Source organism: Paenibacillus uliginis N3/975 (assembly GCF_900177425.1).
Classification (GTDB): domain Bacteria; phylum Bacillota; class Bacilli; order Paenibacillales; family Paenibacillaceae; genus Paenibacillus_AQ; species Paenibacillus_AQ uliginis.
This window is the reverse complement of the sequence record NZ_LT840184.1, coordinates 2282524-2302982: the sequence shown is the minus strand read 5'-3', so window position 1 is coordinate 2302982 and position 20459 is coordinate 2282524. Positions and strand designations below refer to the sequence as shown.

General features: G+C 44.3%; 23 protein-coding genes, 1 pseudogene and 1 riboswitch. Of the genes and pseudogenes, 2 read left to right on the top strand and 22 right to left on the bottom strand.

The window, feature by feature from the left end; genetic code table 11:
• Positions 1 to 153 precede the first annotated feature (153 nt).
• The 4 genes from B9N86_RS10935 to B9N86_RS10920 form a co-directional block, all read right to left on the bottom strand.
• The gene (locus B9N86_RS10935) at positions 154 to 564 is read right to left on the bottom strand and encodes a VOC family protein (RefSeq protein ID WP_208919252.1); all 411 of its coding nucleotides are present in this window, start codon (positions 562 to 564) and stop codon (positions 154 to 156) included.
• A gap of 206 nt (positions 565 to 770) precedes the next feature.
• The gene (locus B9N86_RS10930; protein ID WP_208919251.1) at positions 771 to 1163 is read right to left on the bottom strand and encodes a 2Fe-2S iron-sulfur cluster-binding protein; all 393 of its coding nucleotides are present in this window, start codon (positions 1161 to 1163) and stop codon (positions 771 to 773) included.
• A 31-nt stretch (positions 1164 to 1194) separates the two neighbouring features.
• A complete protein-coding gene (locus B9N86_RS10925) occupies positions 1195 to 2172 on the bottom strand; it encodes a phosphotransferase family protein (protein ID WP_208919250.1) in 978 nt (325 codons plus the stop codon).
• A gap of 92 nt (positions 2173 to 2264) precedes the next feature.
• The gene (locus tag B9N86_RS10920) at positions 2265 to 2738 is read right to left on the bottom strand and encodes a C40 family peptidase (RefSeq protein WP_208919249.1); all 474 of its coding nucleotides are present in this window, start codon (positions 2736 to 2738) and stop codon (positions 2265 to 2267) included.
• Positions 2739 to 2742: 4 nt separating this feature from the next.
• A riboswitch (cyclic di-AMP (ydaO/yuaA leader) is annotated at positions 2743 to 2874 on the bottom strand.
• Positions 2875 to 3390: 516 nt separating this feature from the next.
• Between B9N86_RS10920 and B9N86_RS10915 the strand changes: the two genes are divergently transcribed.
• Positions 3391 to 4461: an Mrp/NBP35 family ATP-binding protein gene (locus B9N86_RS10915; protein ID WP_208919248.1), complete on the top strand. Its 1071-nt coding sequence runs from the start codon at positions 3391 to 3393 to the stop codon at positions 4459 to 4461.
• Between the two features lie 79 nt (positions 4462 to 4540).
• Here the strand turns inward: B9N86_RS10915 and B9N86_RS10910 are convergent, their stop codons facing one another.
• Together B9N86_RS10910 and cdaS are read right to left on the bottom strand one after the other, a co-directional pair.
• On the bottom strand, positions 4541 to 4780 hold the full coding sequence (locus B9N86_RS10910) for a ferredoxin family protein (protein WP_208919247.1): 240 nt from the start codon (positions 4778 to 4780) through the stop codon (positions 4541 to 4543).
• A gap of 295 nt (positions 4781 to 5075) precedes the next feature.
• Positions 5076 to 5513, bottom strand: a pseudogene (gene cdaS, locus B9N86_RS10905) (sporulation-specific diadenylate cyclase CdaS); the annotation flags it as partial.
• 89 nt (positions 5514 to 5602) lie between these two features.
• Between cdaS and B9N86_RS10900 the strand changes: the two are divergent.
• The gene (locus B9N86_RS10900; RefSeq protein WP_208919246.1) at positions 5603 to 6457 is read left to right on the top strand and encodes an SDR family oxidoreductase; all 855 of its coding nucleotides are present in this window, start codon (positions 5603 to 5605) and stop codon (positions 6455 to 6457) included.
• Positions 6458 to 6593: 136 nt separating this feature from the next.
• On the opposite strand, the gene B9N86_RS10895 is transcribed toward B9N86_RS10900, so the two are convergent.
• From B9N86_RS10895 to B9N86_RS10820, 16 genes are all read right to left on the bottom strand, one after another.
• Complete coding sequence (locus tag B9N86_RS10895; protein ID WP_208919245.1) at positions 6594 to 7331, bottom strand: LutC/YkgG family protein; 738 nt, start codon at positions 7329 to 7331, stop codon at positions 6594 to 6596.
• The gene (locus tag B9N86_RS10890; RefSeq protein ID WP_208919244.1) at positions 7328 to 8839 is read right to left on the bottom strand and encodes a LutB/LldF family L-lactate oxidation iron-sulfur protein; all 1512 of its coding nucleotides are present in this window, start codon (positions 8837 to 8839) and stop codon (positions 7328 to 7330) included. The genes B9N86_RS10895 and B9N86_RS10890 overlap by 4 nt, the downstream gene beginning before the upstream one ends.
• Positions 8836 to 9564 carry a (Fe-S)-binding protein gene (locus B9N86_RS10885; RefSeq protein ID WP_208919243.1) on the bottom strand — a complete coding sequence of 243 codons (729 nt, stop codon included), beginning with the start codon at positions 9562 to 9564 and terminating at the stop codon, positions 8836 to 8838. The genes B9N86_RS10890 and B9N86_RS10885 overlap by 4 nt, the downstream gene beginning before the upstream one ends.
• 142 nt (positions 9565 to 9706) lie before the next feature.
• Positions 9707 to 10483: a DeoR/GlpR family DNA-binding transcription regulator gene (locus tag B9N86_RS10880; RefSeq protein WP_208919242.1), complete on the bottom strand. Its 777-nt coding sequence runs from the start codon at positions 10481 to 10483 to the stop codon at positions 9707 to 9709.
• Positions 10484 to 10698: 215 nt separating this feature from the next.
• A complete protein-coding gene (locus B9N86_RS10875) occupies positions 10699 to 12768 on the bottom strand; it encodes a bifunctional aldolase/short-chain dehydrogenase (protein WP_208919241.1) in 2070 nt (689 codons plus the stop codon).
• A gap of 178 nt (positions 12769 to 12946) precedes the next feature.
• Positions 12947 to 14224: a class II aldolase/adducin family protein gene (locus tag B9N86_RS10870; RefSeq protein WP_208919240.1), complete on the bottom strand. Its 1278-nt coding sequence runs from the start codon at positions 14222 to 14224 to the stop codon at positions 12947 to 12949.
• Between the two features lie 205 nt (positions 14225 to 14429).
• Positions 14430 to 14720 carry a DUF4176 domain-containing protein gene (locus tag B9N86_RS10865; RefSeq protein ID WP_208919239.1) on the bottom strand — a complete coding sequence of 97 codons (291 nt, stop codon included), beginning with the start codon at positions 14718 to 14720 and terminating at the stop codon, positions 14430 to 14432.
• A gap of 6 nt (positions 14721 to 14726) precedes the next feature.
• On the bottom strand, positions 14727 to 14927 hold the full coding sequence (locus B9N86_RS10860) for a hypothetical protein (protein ID WP_208919238.1): 201 nt from the start codon (positions 14925 to 14927) through the stop codon (positions 14727 to 14729).
• A gap of 32 nt (positions 14928 to 14959) precedes the next feature.
• A complete protein-coding gene (locus tag B9N86_RS10855) occupies positions 14960 to 15808 on the bottom strand; it encodes a WXG100 family type VII secretion target (RefSeq protein WP_208919237.1) in 849 nt (282 codons plus the stop codon).
• Positions 15809 to 16083: 275 nt separating this feature from the next.
• Positions 16084 to 16431, bottom strand: a complete 348-nt coding sequence (locus tag B9N86_RS10850; RefSeq protein ID WP_208919236.1) for a hypothetical protein — start codon at positions 16429 to 16431, stop codon at positions 16084 to 16086.
• 105 nt (positions 16432 to 16536) lie between these two features.
• Positions 16537 to 17106 carry a peroxiredoxin family protein gene (locus tag B9N86_RS10845; RefSeq protein ID WP_208919235.1) on the bottom strand — a complete coding sequence of 190 codons (570 nt, stop codon included), beginning with the start codon at positions 17104 to 17106 and terminating at the stop codon, positions 16537 to 16539.
• A 21-nt stretch (positions 17107 to 17127) separates the two neighbouring features.
• Positions 17128 to 17808 (bottom strand): hypothetical protein, encoded by a 681-nt coding sequence (locus B9N86_RS10840; protein ID WP_208919234.1) that lies wholly within the window; start codon positions 17806 to 17808, stop codon positions 17128 to 17130.
• Between the two features lie 104 nt (positions 17809 to 17912).
• Positions 17913 to 18068 carry a hypothetical protein gene (locus B9N86_RS10835; protein ID WP_208919233.1) on the bottom strand — a complete coding sequence of 52 codons (156 nt, stop codon included), beginning with the start codon at positions 18066 to 18068 and terminating at the stop codon, positions 17913 to 17915.
• A gap of 214 nt (positions 18069 to 18282) precedes the next feature.
• The gene (locus B9N86_RS10830; protein ID WP_208919232.1) at positions 18283 to 18927 is read right to left on the bottom strand and encodes a hypothetical protein; all 645 of its coding nucleotides are present in this window, start codon (positions 18925 to 18927) and stop codon (positions 18283 to 18285) included.
• A gap of 50 nt (positions 18928 to 18977) precedes the next feature.
• Entirely contained in the window at positions 18978 to 19733 is a 756-nt protein-coding gene (locus B9N86_RS10825; protein WP_208919231.1) for a class I SAM-dependent methyltransferase, read from the bottom strand.
• A gap of 12 nt (positions 19734 to 19745) precedes the next feature.
• A complete protein-coding gene (locus B9N86_RS10820) occupies positions 19746 to 20273 on the bottom strand; it encodes a GNAT family N-acetyltransferase (RefSeq protein ID WP_208919230.1) in 528 nt (175 codons plus the stop codon).
• Positions 20274 to 20459 lie beyond the last annotated feature (186 nt).

The following is a 20459-nucleotide window of genomic DNA, read 5'->3' as shown; positions in this document are numbered from 1 at the left end:
TCTAATTCAGACCTTTCAAGCGCCCCCGCCATACTGCCGTTTTTAATCGCGTCGATTTGTTGGTAACCCGTTAAAATATAATAAAGCTGCCCCCCAGATCAATACTCCAGGAGACAGCTTTTTTCAGATATAAACAGCTCTTTTTAGAATCAACTACTCCTTGCAAACCATCAGTAAATTACCATCTGGGTCCTTAATCACAAACCAATGCTCGTGTTCAATATCCGTTACCAGGTTTACACCAGTCACTTTGGCGTAATTGTAGGATGCTTCAAGGTCATTGGTTAGTAGCATAAAAGCAGGCGTTGTAATATGGGGTGCTCCGCCCGGCTCCTCGCCGCCCCACATGGGCATCGTATCGAGAATAACCCCAGTACCTTGCATTGGAAGTGGACACAGATGACCGTTCACAATGCTGCAACTTTCTGGATCGATACCAAGAAGAGTGCAGTACCATTCACGTGATTTCTCAATGTCTCGTACAGGAACAAAAATACTGCCAACCTTGTTTTGAATCGGACTTTCTGGCGCAGCTGTTTTGATATCGTTCTCATTACTCTTCATATGTACCCCTCCAAATAGCTTTTTGGTAGCCTAATAAGTTCCAGTTATGAACATCATAGCAAACATTAAAAGTGAAATGTGCTATTTTTTATCAAATCCATCCGTTATTTCAACTGCACTTCAAAGAAGACAGACCGCACGAAGTTTATACAAAAAAACCGGATGCCCTGTTACTCAGGCTCCGGCTGTAATTGAATAATGATCTATTAAAAATAAGGTGCATGTTTAATGGATATGGCACCTATTTTCTCCAGTTTTGTCTGGCAGCCCAGACGGTATCCCTCATCAATCTCCTCTGGATCAAGCCGCTTCTCCTCCGCTTCATTTGGAGGGGATAGATATTCCAACCCTTCACTGACATGACATCGGCAGCGGGCACATGTCCCTCTTTTGCAAAAAGAATTCCAGTCCACTTCATTTTTCTCCGCCAGATCCAATACCGTCAAACCAATCACGGGCGCAACGAATCGTTGAATATTTCTTCCTTTTAGTTCTACGATTTGCTCTTCTGTTTCTTCGTGGATGTTATTCCCGATCGCAGCAGAACTCTCCGAAACCGAGTTATTCTTTCCCTCCCGGCCTTTCCAAAATTTAAACACGCTTTATTCCCCCTCAATGAGTTCATTAAGCTTATGTACACTTGAAGTCAGGCATCAGATGGGTATGAATCAACTCCTTAAATTCAGAAATATTAGACATTTCCCCGATACCTTTGCCTGTATGTTTTTCATAAATGGATTTTACAAAGTTCGCACCAAAGTCATGCAGCATCGTCCCCGCAAATAGCAGGTCAATAAACTCACTGTATTTCAGATTCCTACACTTTATAAACTCATGGACAGTTTCTACATCACTTTGAAACAACTCAAACACAATCCCAGGATACTCATATTCTATCGGTGCAACGGAGCTGTCAGCAAAATCAATAATATAAACTTGATCCTTCGAATCAATTATTACATTGTCACCCGTAAGATCTCCATGAACATGTATGCAGGTACCGAGCTCATGATGGTTCAGAAAATGCTCAATCTGTTTTCTTAACTCAGGAGACACAACCTTCCAGCGATCATTATGGATTGCTCTCTCAATGATCACATCACGACTCACTTCTTGGTCAGGCAGCGTGTTCAACTTTACCATATCCTCCTGCAGCTTACCTACGAAATCACGCTTTTGCTCAACCGTAAATCCATTTATGGCGTCACCAGCACTTTGGCCTTCGATAAAATCCATAATGATATACTTGAATTCATATTTATCATTAATTTTGGACGCGGCTACAATATTCGGTGTGCGTACGCCTTGGTCAATCGCTCGTTGCATCGCCGACCGTTCAGCTTTATAGTCCTGATCCGTATTCATTCCAGACGAAGTCGGTGCAAAAATTTTGATCACGTAAGATCCTGCTTTGAAGACGGCATTTGTTCCCGGTGTTAGATGAGAGATATCTTCCGCTCCCATTAATCGTTCCCTTACAAATATCTCCTGAATCAGAGGTCTAAAATCCTCGATGGATTGATAAACAGCTCCCCAGCTGTTCCAATCATTAATTTCTTTAGTAAACAAATACGACATTTCGTAATCAACCCCCCAGTTGAATCTCATACAATTAGATCAACACTCTTTACCTACATATAGTAACATCATACAACAAAAAGCCCGCGAATTCATCGCGGACTTCTATTGGTTGCGAAATATTAATTCATACTGCCTACCATCTGAACATAATTTTCTTGACTGATGACACGACGCGCTGTTACATAACGATTCTTATAGTAGGATTCCGAGAGCTTGCTGATTCTTACTCCTCTGCTAGTGGAGGCATGAGCGAACTCATCATTACCAATATAGATTCCTGCATGCGAGATACCGCGGCCACTTGTATTAAAGAAGACCAAATCTCCCAACCGAAGATCATCTTGATCCACGTGAACACCAGCTTCTGCTTGTGATACCGAAGTTCGCGGCAAATCGAGATTATATTTATCAAATATGTACAAAATAAATCCGGAGCAGTCGAAACCGCTTACAGTTGCTCCTCCCCATTTATAAGGAGTTCCTACTAGTTGTGTAACTTCACTCTGAAGCTTCGTCTGATCAGCGTATGCCGTAAAGGCGCCAGAGGAAAAAATAAGTGCAGACCCTAGTAAAGATAATACGACTTTCTTCAAATACACTTTCTCCCTTCGGTGCCTACGGAGTTAGCTAAGGGTTCGGTTGAAGGTCTCCTATATTCCCTTGACTTCAAGAATAATTCACCCAGATCGGTTCCCCCGTTTTCAAAACGAAATTCGGCAAATTCATTAAAGTTTTGTAACTCTATCATAATGTAGTATATTTTGAGGTGATATGTCAATCGTATTCAGTAACAAAATTGTAATTTTATTCTGCAAATCTCGCTAATCACCCGTCATGCCCTGCAGTGATGTCAACTAACAGCAGATTGACCCGTTTTTCTATTTATCGCTCGTATTTTCGTTGGACTCTCGGAAGTAATGTAACTGCTTGGATAATTAATCCCAACGCAATATAAATAAAATGTACAATGGAGAACCCGTTTATGATACCTACTTCCTGTTCTTATTTATTACAGTTTACTAAATATTTCACAAGTTGAAAGTGATATATAATGATCACTGCCTGAAGATCTTTGCCGTCATATACTGTCGCTGCATACTGAACACCTTTGTTGACTAGCCCTTTCTCTTTCTTTAAACTGAACTTGATTATCAGTTTTAAGGAGGGACTTACGAATGTTGGCTTACCAGAACTCTTTATCAACTTTCAGATATCCGCATTGTCATAGTTTTGTACAGGTGACTTATGAATAGAGAAGTATTTGATCGTGAAATGACGAAGATACTCGACTCCGAATTGAAGCTTCCCTTGATTCAAATAGGATTAATCCGTGATGTCATGCTGAAAGAAGACAAAGCAGCGATGACTCTAATAACCACAGAGCTAGAACAGGAGCAAGGCATAACAGAAATACGCTGTAAACAGATTGAAGGGCTATTGCGCACAATGGGAATGACAGACATACATATTAGGGTCAAGCAAGTTTCTGCCGAGGAGAAGCATAGCATAACTGTTCGAGCACAGGAGATGAAACCTTCTGGCCAACAGCCTGCCAATAGAGGGGGGGCACAGGGTTCTTTTCCAGTAAGTCCTTTGATTAAAGCGGGTGTCCAATTTATAGCGGTAGCCAGCGGAAAAGGCGGCGTCGGAAAATCGACCGTTACACTGAATCTGGCTCTATCATTGCAGAAGGCCGGAAAGAAAGTTGGAATCATTGACGCAGATATTTACGGTTTCAGTATACCGGATATGATGGGAATACATGAGAAGCCAGAACCTACGAATAGCCGGCCCACACCGATAGAAAGTGACGGTGTTCAAGTCATATCAACCGGATTTTTTGTTAAAGGTAACGACCCTGTCCTGTGGCGGGGACCCAGACTAGGAAGAATGCTGTCCAGTTTTTTGAATGATGTGATGTGGGGGCCACTGGACTATATGCTCATTGATCTCCCACCTGGGACAGGTGATATCGCTCTGGCTGTTCATCAGATGATACCTGAATGTTCTGAAATTATTGTCACTACACCACAGTCCACAGCAACAGTCGTTGCAGAGCGTGCGGGACTAATGGCCCTTCAGACCAATCACCGTATTCTCGGCGTTGTGGAGAACATGTCTTATTATGAAGATCCTTCAGGCACCAAGCATTATATCTTTGGCAAGGGTGGCGGGGAAAAGCTGGCGAACCAGCTGAATACGTCCCTACTCACCCAGATTCCAATTGTTCCTGATGATCTGGAATCGACTAAGCCGAATCTACTCAGCTCCATTTACGATAATCTGGCTCATCACATTATTCAATCTTCTTCATAAATGCATGACAAATACACCCTTCCAATATGGTGACCGGATTGCTCCGCACCTGCTCGGAAGGGTGTTATTTTCGTATGATTTAATTTTTGTTTTTGTAGTATTCCACAGCCTTCTCATAGTAAGGCTTTTCTTCTTCTGGCAAATCATCGATATAAAATACTGCTGTCACAGGACAAGCCGCTTCACAAGCACCGCAAGAAATACAAATATCCGGGTCAATATAGAACTGGTCCTCTCCTTCTTCAATGCAATCAACAGGACATACGTCAACGCATTCTCCCGCTTTCTCGTCTATGCAGGCTGAACCTATAACATACATGTGATTACTCCCCTCTCCATTGTACTAATCTAGCTTTCTTTTAATCATACATCATAAATAGGAATAATAGGACAAAAAAATCTAGATTCAGTACTTTTTAAACATAAACATATAATAATTATGTGGATCATTGATAATTTTGTCAATACTACCCTACAGCTATATAAATAAATGATATGCCAGCCAACGCTAAGTGTTGACTGGCATATCATTTACGTATACGAATCGAACTCGTTTCCATTTTTATTCCCTGAGGTAGCCGTAGTATATAATCAGTACTTTGATAGTGTAATTTCTATTGAGGCTCATGAGTCGTAATTGGATACAGGTTTCCGTTTAGGGCAAATGAAACTTTACCTGTTTCGTCCGATACTACTAGTACGAGGGCATCACTTCGTTCAGTTAAGCCTAAAGCAGCACGATGCCGTGTGCCAAGTTTTTGATCACCTGTAAATCTGTCTGAAAGTGGAAGAACATTGGCTGCCGAAACGATCTGATTAAGACTTACAATGACAGCATCATCATTGGGTGGATTACCGGGGAAAAAAATGGATTCTAACAAAGAATGGGTCAACTCTGCTCCTATCGAAATACCTGGTCTAATCAATGATTCAAGAGAATCTTCCCGTTGGATCACAATTAAACCACCATGTCTCGATTTCGACATGTTTTGTATACAAATTGATAATTCAGGATACTTGTCTGTAAATGGAGACAAATAACAGTTCAAATAACTCACTATTCCATTCCATACTTTTACATGTTACGCTCGGATATATCGGTATTTTGGCAATTTAACCAGATCTGAAGGAGTGTGGAGCAATGGGTCCATTTGCTAAGGATTTGTTAAGGGACAAGGTTGTGCTGATTACAGGTGGGGCTACAGGGTTGGGAAAGGCCATGGGGGAGAAATTTCTGAAGCTGGGTGCGAAGCTCGCCATTTGTGGGCGCCGTGAAGACGTACTGAAGGCGGCTGCAGAGGAAATGAGCAGTTACGGGCATGCCGTGTATTTCAAGAGCTGCGATGTTCGTGATCCAGCCCAGGTGCATGAACTGGTGGAAGAGGTAGAACAGCATTACGGGGGCATCGACGTGCTGGTCAATAACGCAGCTGGCAATTTCATCAGTCCTACGGAACGCCTCTCTCCCAGAGCAGTGGATGCCGTGCTCAACATCGTGCTTCACGGCACATTTTACACTACGTTGGAAGTTGGCAAACGATGGATTGAGCAAGGGATCTCCGGAACGATGTTAAATATCGTCACAACCTATGCCTCTACAGGATCCGGTTATGTTGTCCCTTCGGCGGCTGCAAAAGCCGGAGTATTGGCATTAACCCGTTCTCTCGCTGTAGAATGGGCACCTTACGGCATTCGCCAGGTGGCAATTGCACCCGGTCCGTTTCCAACAGAAGGAGCTTGGTCCAGACTGTCTCCTACTCCGGAATTTGAGCAAAAGATGATTGACCGCATCCCGCTCGCACGCGTGGGAGATAAAGAAGAGCTCAGCAATCTTGCTGCTTATCTTATTTCAGACTACGCCGGATACATAAATGGTGACGTTATTACGATAGATGGCGGTGAATGGCTTCAAGGCGCCGGTCAGTTTAATGAACTGGCTGAAGTAACTGAAGAGCAGTGGGATGAACTCGCCAAACTGACGCGACACGGCAAGTGACCCTGCTCTAATTGATCTGACATTTCGCTTTCTTTTCATAAAAAAGCCCCTTTCTCACACCTGAACATTGCAGGGTAAAGAAAGGGGCTTTCACAAATAAAAAACGGTTAACGGCAATCTTAATTATTCATTCTGTTTACATATGATCCACAATGAGTGCGTACACAATACCCGGTCCATGAACCCCGATGGTCAGATCGTTCTCAATATCAGCCGACCTGCTCGGTCCTGAGATAAAATGAATGCCTGCCGGAAGATTTCCCCTTCCATCCATGTCGAAATTCACCAGTATCTCTCCAAGCCGCGTCTTAAGGCGCTCCACAGGTATAATGGCAATTAGGACCGTCGGTAGCAAGCTGACCGCTCGGCCTTTATCCTTCGAGGACAATACAACCATAGAGCCCGTATAGGCAGCCGCATAATCCGCGAGAACGATTCCAAAATCAGCTTCAGCCGCCTTTGAACGCCAATCGGTTTCACGATTCTCATTCCAGACCGCAATATCCGTATTAGGGAGAGCGCTCCCCAGATCAAGTTGATCGAGCATTTCCTGATTTTGCCGCAGAATCCTTCCTGCACTCATCTCTCTTGCTTTTTCTGTGATAAACTGTTTAACTTGCTCCATATTGGACAGATGAACGACATGCCCACCCGCAGCTTCAAAATTCATTGTGAACTGATGAATCCGGTTATCCAGAGACCAGTTGAATTCATTCCAGAAATCCGGAGCCCCTCTATAGGGATGATCAGGTTTTTCCCGTACACGAGGTCTGTTCAGCTTGGCGGCAATACCTTTCATAAATGATTCCTGTTTTTTTCTGGACTGTGCTTCCAGTTGTGCAAGCCACTCTTGATCACTTTGCTGTTTGCTCATGATGTCTCCCCGCCCTTCTTTCGGTCGTTCATGATCTGCTTCAACCTGTTCTCTATTTCGTAATCCATTTCCCTGACCCCTTGGATAATTTCCTGCTCAAGAGTCGGCCATCTGTCACGGAACGATTCCTTAGGTAGGCTTGGTGTAACACGGTATGAGTTCCATCCTTTTAACGGACCGACTTTCGTACGGATTTCACCGCCACGGGCCACCAGCTTCTGTCCGAGCTTTCCGATCCGGATCACGGAGCGATAGCGCTTGGAATTCCCCATCACGGCTGCAAAGCCCTTCATCCCCACACCCTCAGCCTTATTCCCTCGTCCGGCTTCTATCTTGCGCCGGCGCAAGGATACAAGCATGTCATGCAGCGGAATTTTCACTGGACAAGCTTCATAACAAGCACCGCATAAGCTTGAAGCATTAGCGATATCGTCCCACTCCGCTACATTCTTCTTCAGGGCAGGCGTAAGAACAGCTCCAATCGGACCGCTGTATGTACCACCATAAGCGTGGCCACCGATCTGCCTATAGACCGGACAAGCGTTAAGGCAAGCGCCACAGCGGATGCAGTTCAGCAGCTCCTGGAACTCCGGATCGCCAAGCTGTAGTGATCGGCCATTGTCGATAATAATGATATGCATTTCTTCCGGCCCATCACCATCATGTTCTCTCCGAGGTCCAGTAATGCCCGACATGTAAACTGTCAGCTTCTGACCGGTTGCTGAACGCGGCAGCAGTGTCGCCATCACTTCAAGATCAGACCATGAAGGAATAATTCGTTCCATTCCCATTAACGTAATCTGTGTCTTCGGAAGCGTCGTCACCATGCGGGCGTTGCCCTCATTCTCGAACAGGACCATGGACCCCGTTTCGGCAATGGCAAAATTACATCCAGTCATACCGATGTCGGCATCCAGAAATTTCTCTCTTAGTTTGTTCCTCACAAATCCAGCCAGAATCGATGTATCCGGCGGAAGCGTCTCTCCAGCCTCCTTGGATAACAGATCTGCGATCTGATAACGGTTCTTGTGAATCGCAGGGATAATAATATGTGAGGGTGTTTCATCCGCAAGCTGAATGATATATTCGCCTAGATCCGTTTCTACCGCTTCAACGCCGATGGATTCCAAAGCTTTGTTCAAGTGCAGCTCCTCGGAAACCATTGATTTTGATTTCACTACCGATTTAGCCGATTTTCGCTGGGCAATCTGAAGAGATATGTCCACCGCTTCCTCTGCTGTATCGGCAAAATGAACATGCACTCCGTTGGCACGGGCATTATCGACAAATAAATTTAAGTAATAATCCAAATTAGCTATCGTATGCAGCCGGATTTGTCTTCCCCGTTCCCGCCACGTATCCCAGTTTCCATGATCAGCAGAGGCTTGCAGTTTCCCACTCCGCAACCGCTCCGTCGTAAAACGAACCGCGCTACGGAGAAAATCGTTATTGAGTGCCAGTCGGGAGCGCTGGTTCACGCTCATTTTTTTCAATTCAGACGTATTCATGCCCCCTTCACCCCTTCATGTAGAAGCTCAGCTAAATGCATTACTTTGACCTTCTCCCCTCGGTAACGGAGGTTCCCGGCTATATTCATTAAACAGGCCATATCAAGACCCACAAGTACCGATGCCTCGGTCTCAATAACATGATCCACTTTCTCGGTAACCATGGCTCCTGAAATGTCCGCCATTTTGACTGCGAACGTTCCACCGAAGCCACAGCAGTCCTCAGCAAATGGCAGCGGTACGAACTCCAGACCCTTCACCTGCTTCAAAAGTTCCATCGGTTCGTCCTTTACACCAAGTAGCCGGCTGCCGTGACAGGATGGATGATATGTCACCTTGCCCGGGAAAGTAGCGCCAATGTCTGTTACGCCGAGTACTTTGACGAGAAACTGCGAGAATTCATACGTTTTCTTTTGTAAATCTTCAGCCTTTTTCAAATAAACTGGGTCACTTTTAAACAAGTTCGGATAATGATGAACCATATAAGTACAGGAGCCCGAAGGTGAAACGACAAAGTCGCTGTCTTCAAAGGCATCCAGAATGGTCTTCGCGCTTGTCCGGGCTTCATCCCAATAGCCACTGTTGTAGGCAGGTTGCCCGCAGCACGTCTGTACATCAGGAAACTCCAGTTTGACGCCGTAACGGGCAAGCAGCCGGACCATCGCTTCGGATACCCGTGGGAATAATGCATCGCTTAAGCATGTTACAAATAAGGATATTTTCATTGTGCACCCCGCTTACCACTCAAATTGTAGTCTCTATTTACAAGAAGAAACGGATTCACCTTCCCCATCAGGGTGGCTTTCGTTTCTGTTAACGTTTACATCATTATCTTTTAAAAAACCCCCGAGATCGGGGGAATGTGGTTTACACTGAAATGATATGGATTCCGAGGTCCGTAAAAGGCGATGCATCATGTGCAGGCAGACGTCTGTCAGTAATAATCGTATCAACGCGCTGCAAGTCTGCGACCTGTGTAAACGCCTGAATACCGAATTTGCTTGCATCCGCTAGCAGGATCACCTGATCTGCCATTCCAATCATTTTATGTTTAATTCTAGCCTGAAGCTCATTGGATTCGCTTAGTCCTCTCTCCAAATGAACTCCCTTAAAGGAAAGAAAAGCTTTATCCACGTGATAGGATTCCAAAGAGCGCTCAGCTAACGGGCCTACAAAAGATAAGGAGCGATGAGCCATGATTCCACCGGTAGAGATGACTTCAATCTTCTCTTTTCCGCCTAGCTCAGCCGCTGCCTTGATCGAATTGGTCAGTACCGTTAGTGGAAAATCGGGAATAAGCCTCGCCATATACCATGCTGTGGAGCTTGCATCCAACAAGATCCGCTGATTCGGCTCGATGAGCTTTACCGCTTCCTCTGCGATTCGTTGCTTCTCCTCGGCATGCATAATTTCACGTTCTGTAAAAGGGATTTCGGGTTGAGAACGCCAAGGAATGGGTTGATCTTTAACACTAACCGCGCCACCATGGGAACGGCGAAGACGTCCCGAATCTTCTAACCGGTCCAAATCTCGGCGGATGGTTTCCTCCGTTACCCCGCAAAGCTGACTCAGCTCGGTAACCCGGATACTTCCTCTTTCATTGACCAACTGTACAATCTTCTCATAACGTTCTGCAACCAACATAAATCACTTCATCCTTACTGTTGTATTTTATGAGTCAAATCTATGATTCGACTAAATGAGTAAAAGATCAGCTAAGAACTTATCATCATCCGGGTCGATAAAACATCTGAACGCCGAAGCTACTTCAGCCATCTTAACCAATTCGGGAAATGAATACAAAAGTCCTTTTTTCTCAAACACGGCGGCTTTCCTACAATATGAATACTCTTCAACTACTACCGGGTAAATGCCGCCGGTACTCCACCGTCAATCGTAAGCATGCAGCCTGTCGTTTTCTCAGATCGGGATGATGCGAAGAACGCAATTCCTTCAGCAATATCTCTTGGATAAATATTTACAAGCAGCGTTGTACGTTTGCGGTAATATTCTTCAAGCTCATCCGGTTCAATACCATAGGCCGCTGCCCGTTCATTACGCCAATTGGAATTCCATATCGCAGATCCTTGAAGGATCGCGTCCGGAAGAACCGTGTTGACACGAATCCCGTACTGACCACCCTCGGATGCAATGCATCGAGCCAAATGCGCTTCCAGTGCTTTTGCAGAGCTATATGCGGATGCATTCTTTCCGGCATACACGGAGTTTTTCGAACCCACAAACACCATGCTGCCACCGATACTTTGCTGCCTCATGATTTTGAATGCTTCACGCGCTACCAGGAAATATCCTGTTCCGAGCACGTTCATATTTAGATTCCATTCTTTCAATGATGTTTCCTCGAAAGGACTTGATGTTGCCAGTCCCGCATTGTTAACAATGATATCGACACCACCGTATAAAATAGAGGAAGCTTGATATGCTGCGTAAACCGCATCTTCGTCCGTTACATCCATTTTAACGGCAATCGCCCGATTTTCTCCGTATTTCTCGTTTATATCTCCGGCTACCTTCTCTGCTCCTTCGAGGTTCAGGTCCGCAAGCACCACATGGGCCCCTTCAGATACGAGTCGTCTTGCCGTTTCACTCCCGATTCCGCCTGCTCCGCCAGTAATAAAAGCAATCTGACGTGAGAATTCAGCTTCCTTCGGAGCAAGTGTCAGTTTATACAGCTCCAGCGGCCAGTACTCCACATTATAAGACTCGTTCTCGCTGAGGGACACGAAATCACCAAGAGCTGTTGCACCACGCATAACTGCAATCGCCCGGTGATACAATGCTCCGCTCACTTTTGAGTTCGACCAGCTCTTGCCAGAGTTAACCATACCCACTCCCGGAATCAGTATGACACGTGGAGCAGCTTCGAACATGACATCGCCTTCGTGCTTGTTCCGGTTGAAATAGTCTTCATATTGTTTTTTATATGATGAGATACCTTCAATAAGTTTAGCTTTGAGCCCTTCAATATCATCCGCATCAGGTGTCCAGTCAATGAAAAGAGGAACCATTTTGGTATGTACCAGATGATCCGGGCAAGCTGCACCAACCTGAGAGAGCTCGGAAGATTTTTTCCCACCAACAAAAGCCAGTACGTCGTCCTCATCATCAAAAGACAGAATCATTTTCTTAACGTCACTTACTGCACCACGGATCGTAGGCATTACCTCTGCAGCAATTCGGCGGCGAACTTCGGCTGGCAGCGGGTTATGCTTCACACCACCAAACAATTGTTCCTGCTCAAATTTTGCTTCAATAAAGGCTTCGGCTTCACTAATGATTTTGATCGTCTGGGCATAACATTCTTCTGAGGTATCGCCCCATGTCACAAGTCCATGTTTCTCCATCAGAACAAGCTCAGCATTGGGGTTGGCCAGAACACCTTCAGCAATCATCTTAGATAATGTAAAGCCCGGTCTTACATAAGGAACCCATACAAACCTGTCGCCAAAAATTTCTTTGGCCAGTTTTATACCGTTATCGGCGCAGCAGAGACTGATGATGGCGTCGGGATGTGTGTGATCCACATGTTTAAATGGAAGAAATGCATGCAGCAGGGTTTCGATTGAGGCTCTTGGATGTTTGGCATCGATCATGCAGTGAGCCAGGTAAGCTACCATTTCTTCATCTGGCATGGAATCACGCTCGAATAGCGGTTTAATGTCATCCATTCGCAATCCAGTAAAATTACCTGCTTTCATCGAAGCCAGATCTGACCCGCTTCCCTTGACGTACATGACTTCAACATCACGTCCACGGAAATCCTTCACCGTGGTTTTGCTGGAGGTGTTACCTCCGCCCCAGTTGCACACCAGGCGGTCTGTTCCAATCATATTGGAACGATAAACGAGTTCATCTAACGTGTCTTTTGCCTGATCTGCCTTTGATTTGTCCCACAAGCTTTGAACCATGAAATAATCTCCCCCCGAATACGTTTAATTTAGATATAAACGGAAATCCTTAATAAGTTGGCACCGTTTTCAGTGTATTGATAACATAATAACATGCCCGTTTATATTTGAATAGCTTATATTCAAATATAAACGGGCACAAATGTGAGGAGGTTTATTGTTTATGATGAAATAATGTCTAGTCCAGGTTAAAAGCTTCTTTAAGATCTTCGATTTTTGAATCATCGATATGTTGAACCGGACCTAGAATAAAGGTATCTATGAAGGCCTTGGCGCTGTATTCAGCCACTTCAAGCCGGTCAAAAGCATTCAGCAATGAGGAACCCGTGACGATAATACAGTCGTTCTCGGCAATGGCGAGTGGTGTATTCTTCTTGAAACGTGCTGCTGCTTCTTCGGCCTGATGCACAACCATCCCAAACGGAAGCTTTGGCATATCCCTGAGCAGAATATAGCTTTCCGGAATCGTCCTTGAATCAAATCCCGTATCTGTTACGGCGAACGCCATGATATTCGGCGGGTGGGCAATAATAATCGATTCCACATGCGGTTGAGTCTGATAAATGAGCTCGTGGAACTGGACGGAACGGCTCGGCATCTTGCCGGCTTCGTGCTTCCCCTCTTTAACACGGACCAAATCACCGGGCTGCAAATACTTACGGTCATCACCGTAAGGGGTAATTACGAAAGAGCCATCAGACAGGCGCTGTGAGAACGTTCCTTGTGTACTTGTAAACAATCTCTGGTCATACGCTCTTGAGATCAGTTTGCACATTTCTCTGCGTACTTCCCGTTCTTCAGTTGTGTAAGGCTCTGCCTGTAATTCCTCTAGCAACAGCCGCGGCTTGTCACGGTTTACAGACTGAAGTGTAATCGGTTTGCCGATCCGATTGGCGTTAATTTCTAGCCTTGCGCAGTACTCCAACGTCTCAAAGGCACGAAAAGCCTCAAACAGATTGTTCCCTCCGACAACCACTCCATGATTCTCAAGCATGACGCTGTTAAGTCCTTTAGCAAAAACAGCCGCAATATTCTCACCGAGCTTTTCGCTCCCAGGCAGTGCATATTCCGCCATCCCCACATCACCAACAATTAGCTCCTCGTTCGGAAGAAGCTTCGTATTCGGAATTTTCCTTACAATACTGAATGAAACCAACGCCGGCGGATGCGCATGAACTACAGCTTTCAGGTCGGGACGTGTACTGTAAATCAAACGGTGGAAGGGGTACTCACTTGATGGTTTATGATGACCAACCACAGTACCATCACCTTTGACACAAACGATATCATTTCGTGTTAATGCACCCTTGTCTACTCCCGCTGGTGTAATCCATATGTCGCCGTTCTCATCTTTAATAGATAAATTACCACCGGATGTGGTAGTCATTCCATAGTCATAAATTCGTTCCATCATCATTAATATTTGGTCCGCAGGATGAAGCAGTTCTGTTTGCATATTCATCGCCTCCGAAATTAACAAAAGCATTCAAATCATATTATCTTTGTTTACCTTTGTTTTTTTGTTTTTAAGTTTACTTTATGTTCGTTCATTCGGCAATGATTTATTGCACGCATGGAAAAAAGCTGTCTCTGCAACAGAACACTCTGCTTCAAAGACAGCTTTTATGATGCGAAATGACAAAACCCGGTTAGATCAACTTTTAGTTAGCCTGCTCAACTTTTGCAATTCCTTCGACCAATGCGTCACGAAACGCAATTTCCTCTTCGTTGACATATCCCTTGAATACAATCTCCGATATATCCTTATGATTAAAAAAGATATTGGAATCCTTTGTTAAGTTACCGTGAGGATAAAAGCATGCAACATAATCCCATCTTTTCAGCGTCTTGGAATCATTCTGCATTCTTCCATAAATCATTAGAGTCTGATCCCAATCTTTAAATTTCACAACTGATCCGATCGGCAGAAGCTCTTCTTGAATTGGTTCCATACGTTATCAACCTTTCATTAGTTTCTTGCCTATAAAGTATAGAGCTGTAACGAGAAGCGGAATACATACCAAAAATGTTATACATATAACTGCCTTTTCCGCTACGGGTAAACTGGAATCCAGGAGATTCGGTATAACGGTGCCCAGAACACCGATGATGGCAATGGCGATCATGATCTGTTTGAACCTGGTCTGCTTATCGCTCAATGACTTCGTACTCCTCTCTGATTTAACGAGATCTATTCTACCGTTATTGCTCCGCCAACACCAACCAGACTTGCGCCCGGTCCAAGCGGAATGTGGAATTTCAAGCCGGTCTTTCCCACTTCGGCCGAGGCACCGACCACGCCAAGAGAAGCTGATCCGCCGATATTCAACTCCTTGTCGGTAAAAGGCAAAGGAATCTTAACCCCGCCTTCGTATTTGTTTAATGTTGCTTCCGCTCCAAGGCTAAGTGTACCGTCTTTAATCGAAGCCTCTACTTCCGCTTTAGCGACACTAACGGACCCTTCTACATAATCATTCTCATAACCCGCTTCCACAATGGAAGCTTCAGCAGAGGCACCATTCATTAGGCTGGCTTCAGCGCTTCCGGATATAGCTTTGGTGTACCATCCGCCTTCTTTGTTCTCGACCATGCTGCCCTCTACTTTAACGCCGTCAATCATTTTATCCACCAGACTTTTATCACCAGCAGCCCGGGCTGTTCCGCCGACTCCTGCCGAACCGAGTGCCCCTGCTCCAACAGCCATAGCTCCAATACCAGTTCCTGCTGCAAAAGTGCCCGTCATCGATGCACCTACCACCGGACCGGAATTGGATTCATCCGCAGTACGAAACTTAACAGAAATTTGATTCAGTTCGGTTGATACCGTATGTAAGCATTCTATGAATTTATTCATGGTGATCCGCGCCTGTTGGTATTCTCCGTAAAATCGTTCTCGGGTAATCCCTTCCCATTGTCCCTCCATCTGCTGTATGCTCTGCTGAAGCCGCTGTACAATGTCGCTGCTCTGCTGACCTGACTGGGAAAATTGCGACGACACTTGATTCAGTTGCTCCGGAGTTACCAAAATACGATTAGACATAGACTAAACGCTCCTTCTTCTGCGTCTCCTAAAATTATCCTGTTCAGAGGACAAACTTTGATTTAAAAACTATTAACCATATTTCAAACATCTATAACCACATTTTTCTATTTTAAATTTGGATTGAGTTTATAACAATGAATCTCTGGGTCCAATTCACATCGCCCTTATGAGACCTGAAATCGGTGCTTTAGTCACAAATTTATCTAACAATGGCATAAACATCATACAAAAGAGCAGCTCTGCTAAGAGCTGCCCAATGAAATCAATCTATTTTAAATAAATAAGAATGGTATAAGGAACAACAATGCGATGGAACTCCATGCCAATGCACCCGCAAAAGGGGCTCCAAAACCTCCATAACCAAATCCCCCATAACCAAACCCTGGTCCAAAAGCAGAGGTTTCTGCTTTCTTATTTTTGGAGTTCAACTGCTTCTTAGTCTTGCCAGACTTTGTAGACAATATATTGGCATTCGGATATGCCTCTTCAAAAAGCAAACCTCTTTCGCTGACACCTCTCAATGTCCCTGTTACATGTCTTCCATCATGAAGCACGGCGCAAACTTGACGACCTATATAAGGTCTACAAGAATCTTCTGAAAGTGGACTAATAATGTGCACCTCTCATCCTCCTCACCCGTCGAATTGATTCATTCTATTCCACCGAGTGAAATGCTGTCAGATACAAACGTCCACTTTTTTATATTACTTCATGGTCATACAACATTATCGTGATTTTTCATAGGCTTTAACCATTAGCTTGTGATCAATGGCTCCTTGATAACGGTCCGTAATTACACCTTGAGTATTAAGTATGTATGTTGTCGGATACGCAACGATCTGATACTGCTCCGTTACCTGCCCTTTCTGGTCATACACCGTTGGGAAAGTAACCCCCACTTCATCAAGGAATGATTTTACATCATCCGAATTATTTTCTAGATGTGTCATGTTTACTGCTAACACAACGACATCCTTATCTTTATAATCTTCATAAAAATCTTGCATATAAGGCATTTCAACTTTACATGGCGGACACCAGGATGCCCAAAAGTTCAACAGAACCGTTTTACCGCGATAATCGGAAAGATTGATAGTTTCTCCGTCTGCAGTCTGAAGCGCGAAGTCAGGTGCACGGTTTCCGACCTTAATCCCTATCGGTATCGTTTCATCCGTTTCAACTGCGTTCCCGCTTCCTTGAGTTTGATCCGTCGTTTGTTTATTTAAATAATCGAATATGCCCCAGGCAATCAGACCTGCAAGAATCACAATGGCGATCCCGTTTTTTCTCATCATAGTCACCTCTTTTACACGTTGTTACTGGTGATCAGCCGATTTGTTCTGTTGTTTGGTAAAAAACATGTCCAAAATCAAGATGCCGAGTGCCAGAACACCAAAAGCTATTTGAACAGAGTTGAAACCGGCAACTACTGTAATGCGACCTTCGTCAAAGAATGGAATCAGCACGGAGCCGATACTGTACCACAAGGCAATAGAACCGAATATCCGGATGGAAGAATCGTACTTGATCCATGCCCATATAGCCAACACTCCATGAAGAAGAGCATACATGAGCGCCATCTTGCCCAAGGATTCATCCCAAAACCATAAAAAGACGTGTCTTGTGAAGGCACCTGCCAAATAAGATAGCATTGCTGCCTTCATTAAGGGAACGACCAAAGACCGCTTCTTGTTCAATCGGACGCCCACATACGCAAGTGCCAGTGCGGTTCCAAGCCATATTCCTTGATCTCCGCCGGTAAAGTACAGCAGAGACGATGGATGCTGTATCGTCCGAATCGGATCGAATAGTATCATGCTGAATTTCCATACGACAAATCCGATAATCAATGCATTCACATAAGTATCCAGCATCCAGCCGGACTCTTCCCGGCCACGAAGACGTACTTTCAGAACGAGAAAACCCATGACAGCAGATATCAGAAAAACTAAAATATCCGCCCGGATCATCAGTGGACCCAGAGCTATCGTACTCAATTCATTTCCTCCTTAATAAAGGATACCACCCTTATTACCCACTGGGGTATACAAAGATGATAAATAGTTTAGGATAGCATGTCAAATTATCGCTGTACGGTGACTTATCTTTTCTCCGAAATTACAAGAATGAGCGTTGCTAACGGTCCCAACAGTAACGAAAGCAAAAACCAGTTCAAGCCGCTTCTATTCTTACCCTGAGCAAGCCCTGCATTGATTAGAGCGAGTGTACCCCAGCCTACAAAATATCCATTATCCATTATATATTCCTCCAATCAGCTATACATTCTATCATCAACTTTTACGTTTGAAGAAACAGTTCGTTCCACCTCTAACTCTAACTATTTAATCATATGGCTGAGAAATACCATATATTAATGAGAAAAGGCCGGCATCTGCCGACCTTTTACAAAGAATAACCTTCATATACGATTCCCCAACTCCTAATCCTTATCCGACCATATTTATGGGCAGTTAAAGTTTAGATTCAAAACTCAACACATGCTTTTTAAAAAATGTTTCATATACTCCAATAACATCCGCCATAACCTTTATGTTATCACGTGCATTCCCCACCTCAAGAGAATGTGATCCTCTATTTACGGCGTGTACTTCACTATTTTGAAGTCCTTCAAGTGCTTTGACGCTCTTGTCACTAAAGAGATCGTCCGCTGTACCATAAATGACAGAATTAACTGTGTTTTGAATGTACGAAACCGTTGAATCAAGAGGTGTCAGAAATAGTTGAACGATAGGAGAACTGGCGTCGACCGCTTCTGCTGCTATCCCTGCTACTACAGTGCCCAAGCTTTTACTCACAAATATAATCTGTTTATATTGATCTTTAATGTGATGAATGGCCTTAACCGATTCCTCTACCATAAGGTGAAGCCGTTCGGTTTGTAGCTCGGTTCTTGCACTTTGATAACCATACTCCAGCTGAAGAACATCACAATGGTGCTGGAGTGCAACTTGAGTAGCATAATAGAGCAGCGGGAGTTCGCAGGAGTAGTTTTTTCCAGGAAATAAAACTACAAGTGTGGATGAGCTCTGGGAGAACAGCCTGTGCTGCACATCTCTCCCCCACGCTGATGGTAGTGTGATGAATTGGATTTTCATCTTGGTTCCTCCTATTCGAACACCTAATTGTTATAGGAGAAATATTCTCCTTAAATTTTTATCGCTTCAAAAGTACACATTTGCTCACCATGTGTTGGCTCTTCACCATATTTATAATCGGCAGAAATGGTGATTTGACCGAATCCGATCTTCTCCAGCAAAAGTACAAACTCGTATCGGCCATACCAGCTGAGCGGAAATCTCTGCAGCTCGGATTGAATGAATCGGCCTTCTTTCCACTTCTCATACTTTAACAACGATACCATCCGCTGTTCCAGATGATTGACCTCAATGACCTTCTCTTCCAATGTAATCACTTCACCTGATAATGTGTCCCATGATCTTGTCGATACCGCTTGGGTATCCCAATTGGTCGGAATAAACAAATCTAATATAAGTCTACCACCCGGCGCAAGATGTTGATAAAAATTGTTAAGAGCTTCAACCGCCGTTTCCCGACCTTCCAGCAGCTGAAAAGAACCAGCGGGAATGATTATGGCCCCATAAGATTGTTCCAGCTGAAAATTATGCATTTCATCCTTATACAGTAGCGGCGTTAGTCCCTCATCAGTACATCTACTGCGACAAGAATCAAGCATCTCTCCGGAATTATCCAGACCGTCAACCAGGTTTCCAGACCGTAACAGTGGAATTAGCACACGACCGGAACCACAGCCGACTTCCAGAATTCTACCCTGTATTGCTTTTAGACGTTCCCCATAATACTCCACATCTCCAAAAGAATGCCCTAACGGTTTACTTAGATCATACACCTCTGTGCAGAGGCTTCCATAATGATGCTGCATATCCTCATTCCTTTACGATATAATATCTTTCAGATTAAGACTGTCCCACTTGAGCGCCAATTCTTGATGAAGTTCTCCAGCAATCTCAATTTCTTTCTGGCGAACCTTCTTCCCTCCCAAGGCTTTATAAAAATGTATCGCGGGATTGCCTTCAAGCACCCAGACTAACAATGAGGTGTAACCCATCGATTTCATCACCTCAAGCATCTGTATGAATAGCTGTCTGCCCCAGCCCTTCCCTTGTGCCTCTTGTAATAAATATACCGCGTACAGCTCACCCTCACTGTTCCGTTTCTGCTCTCTTTCCGAACCGAAGTTCATAAATCCGACAATTCGTCCCACGGGGTCTTCCAGCACTAATATTTCTATATCTGCCGAGGGATTTTCTAGTCTCCACTTCCAGCCTTCCAGCCGGCTTTCTACTGTTAGGGCATCTAAATAGTCTTCGGATACGATTCCTTTATACGTCGTTTTCCAACTGTTCACATGAACTTGTGCAATTCCCTCTGCATCCGCTGCCGTTGCTTGTCTTATTATCACTCCTGATCCCCCTAAAAGCTTATTATTCTATGAGTTTAGTTCAAGCGGTTACGATATGAGCTGCTATAATTTAGCATCATAACAGAATAAAAACCTCTACGGATCATAAAGATGATCTTTAGAGGATAAAGGAATTAGAATATGAATACGCTATACGCCACTTTTTATGCTTGTTATGTGATGTTA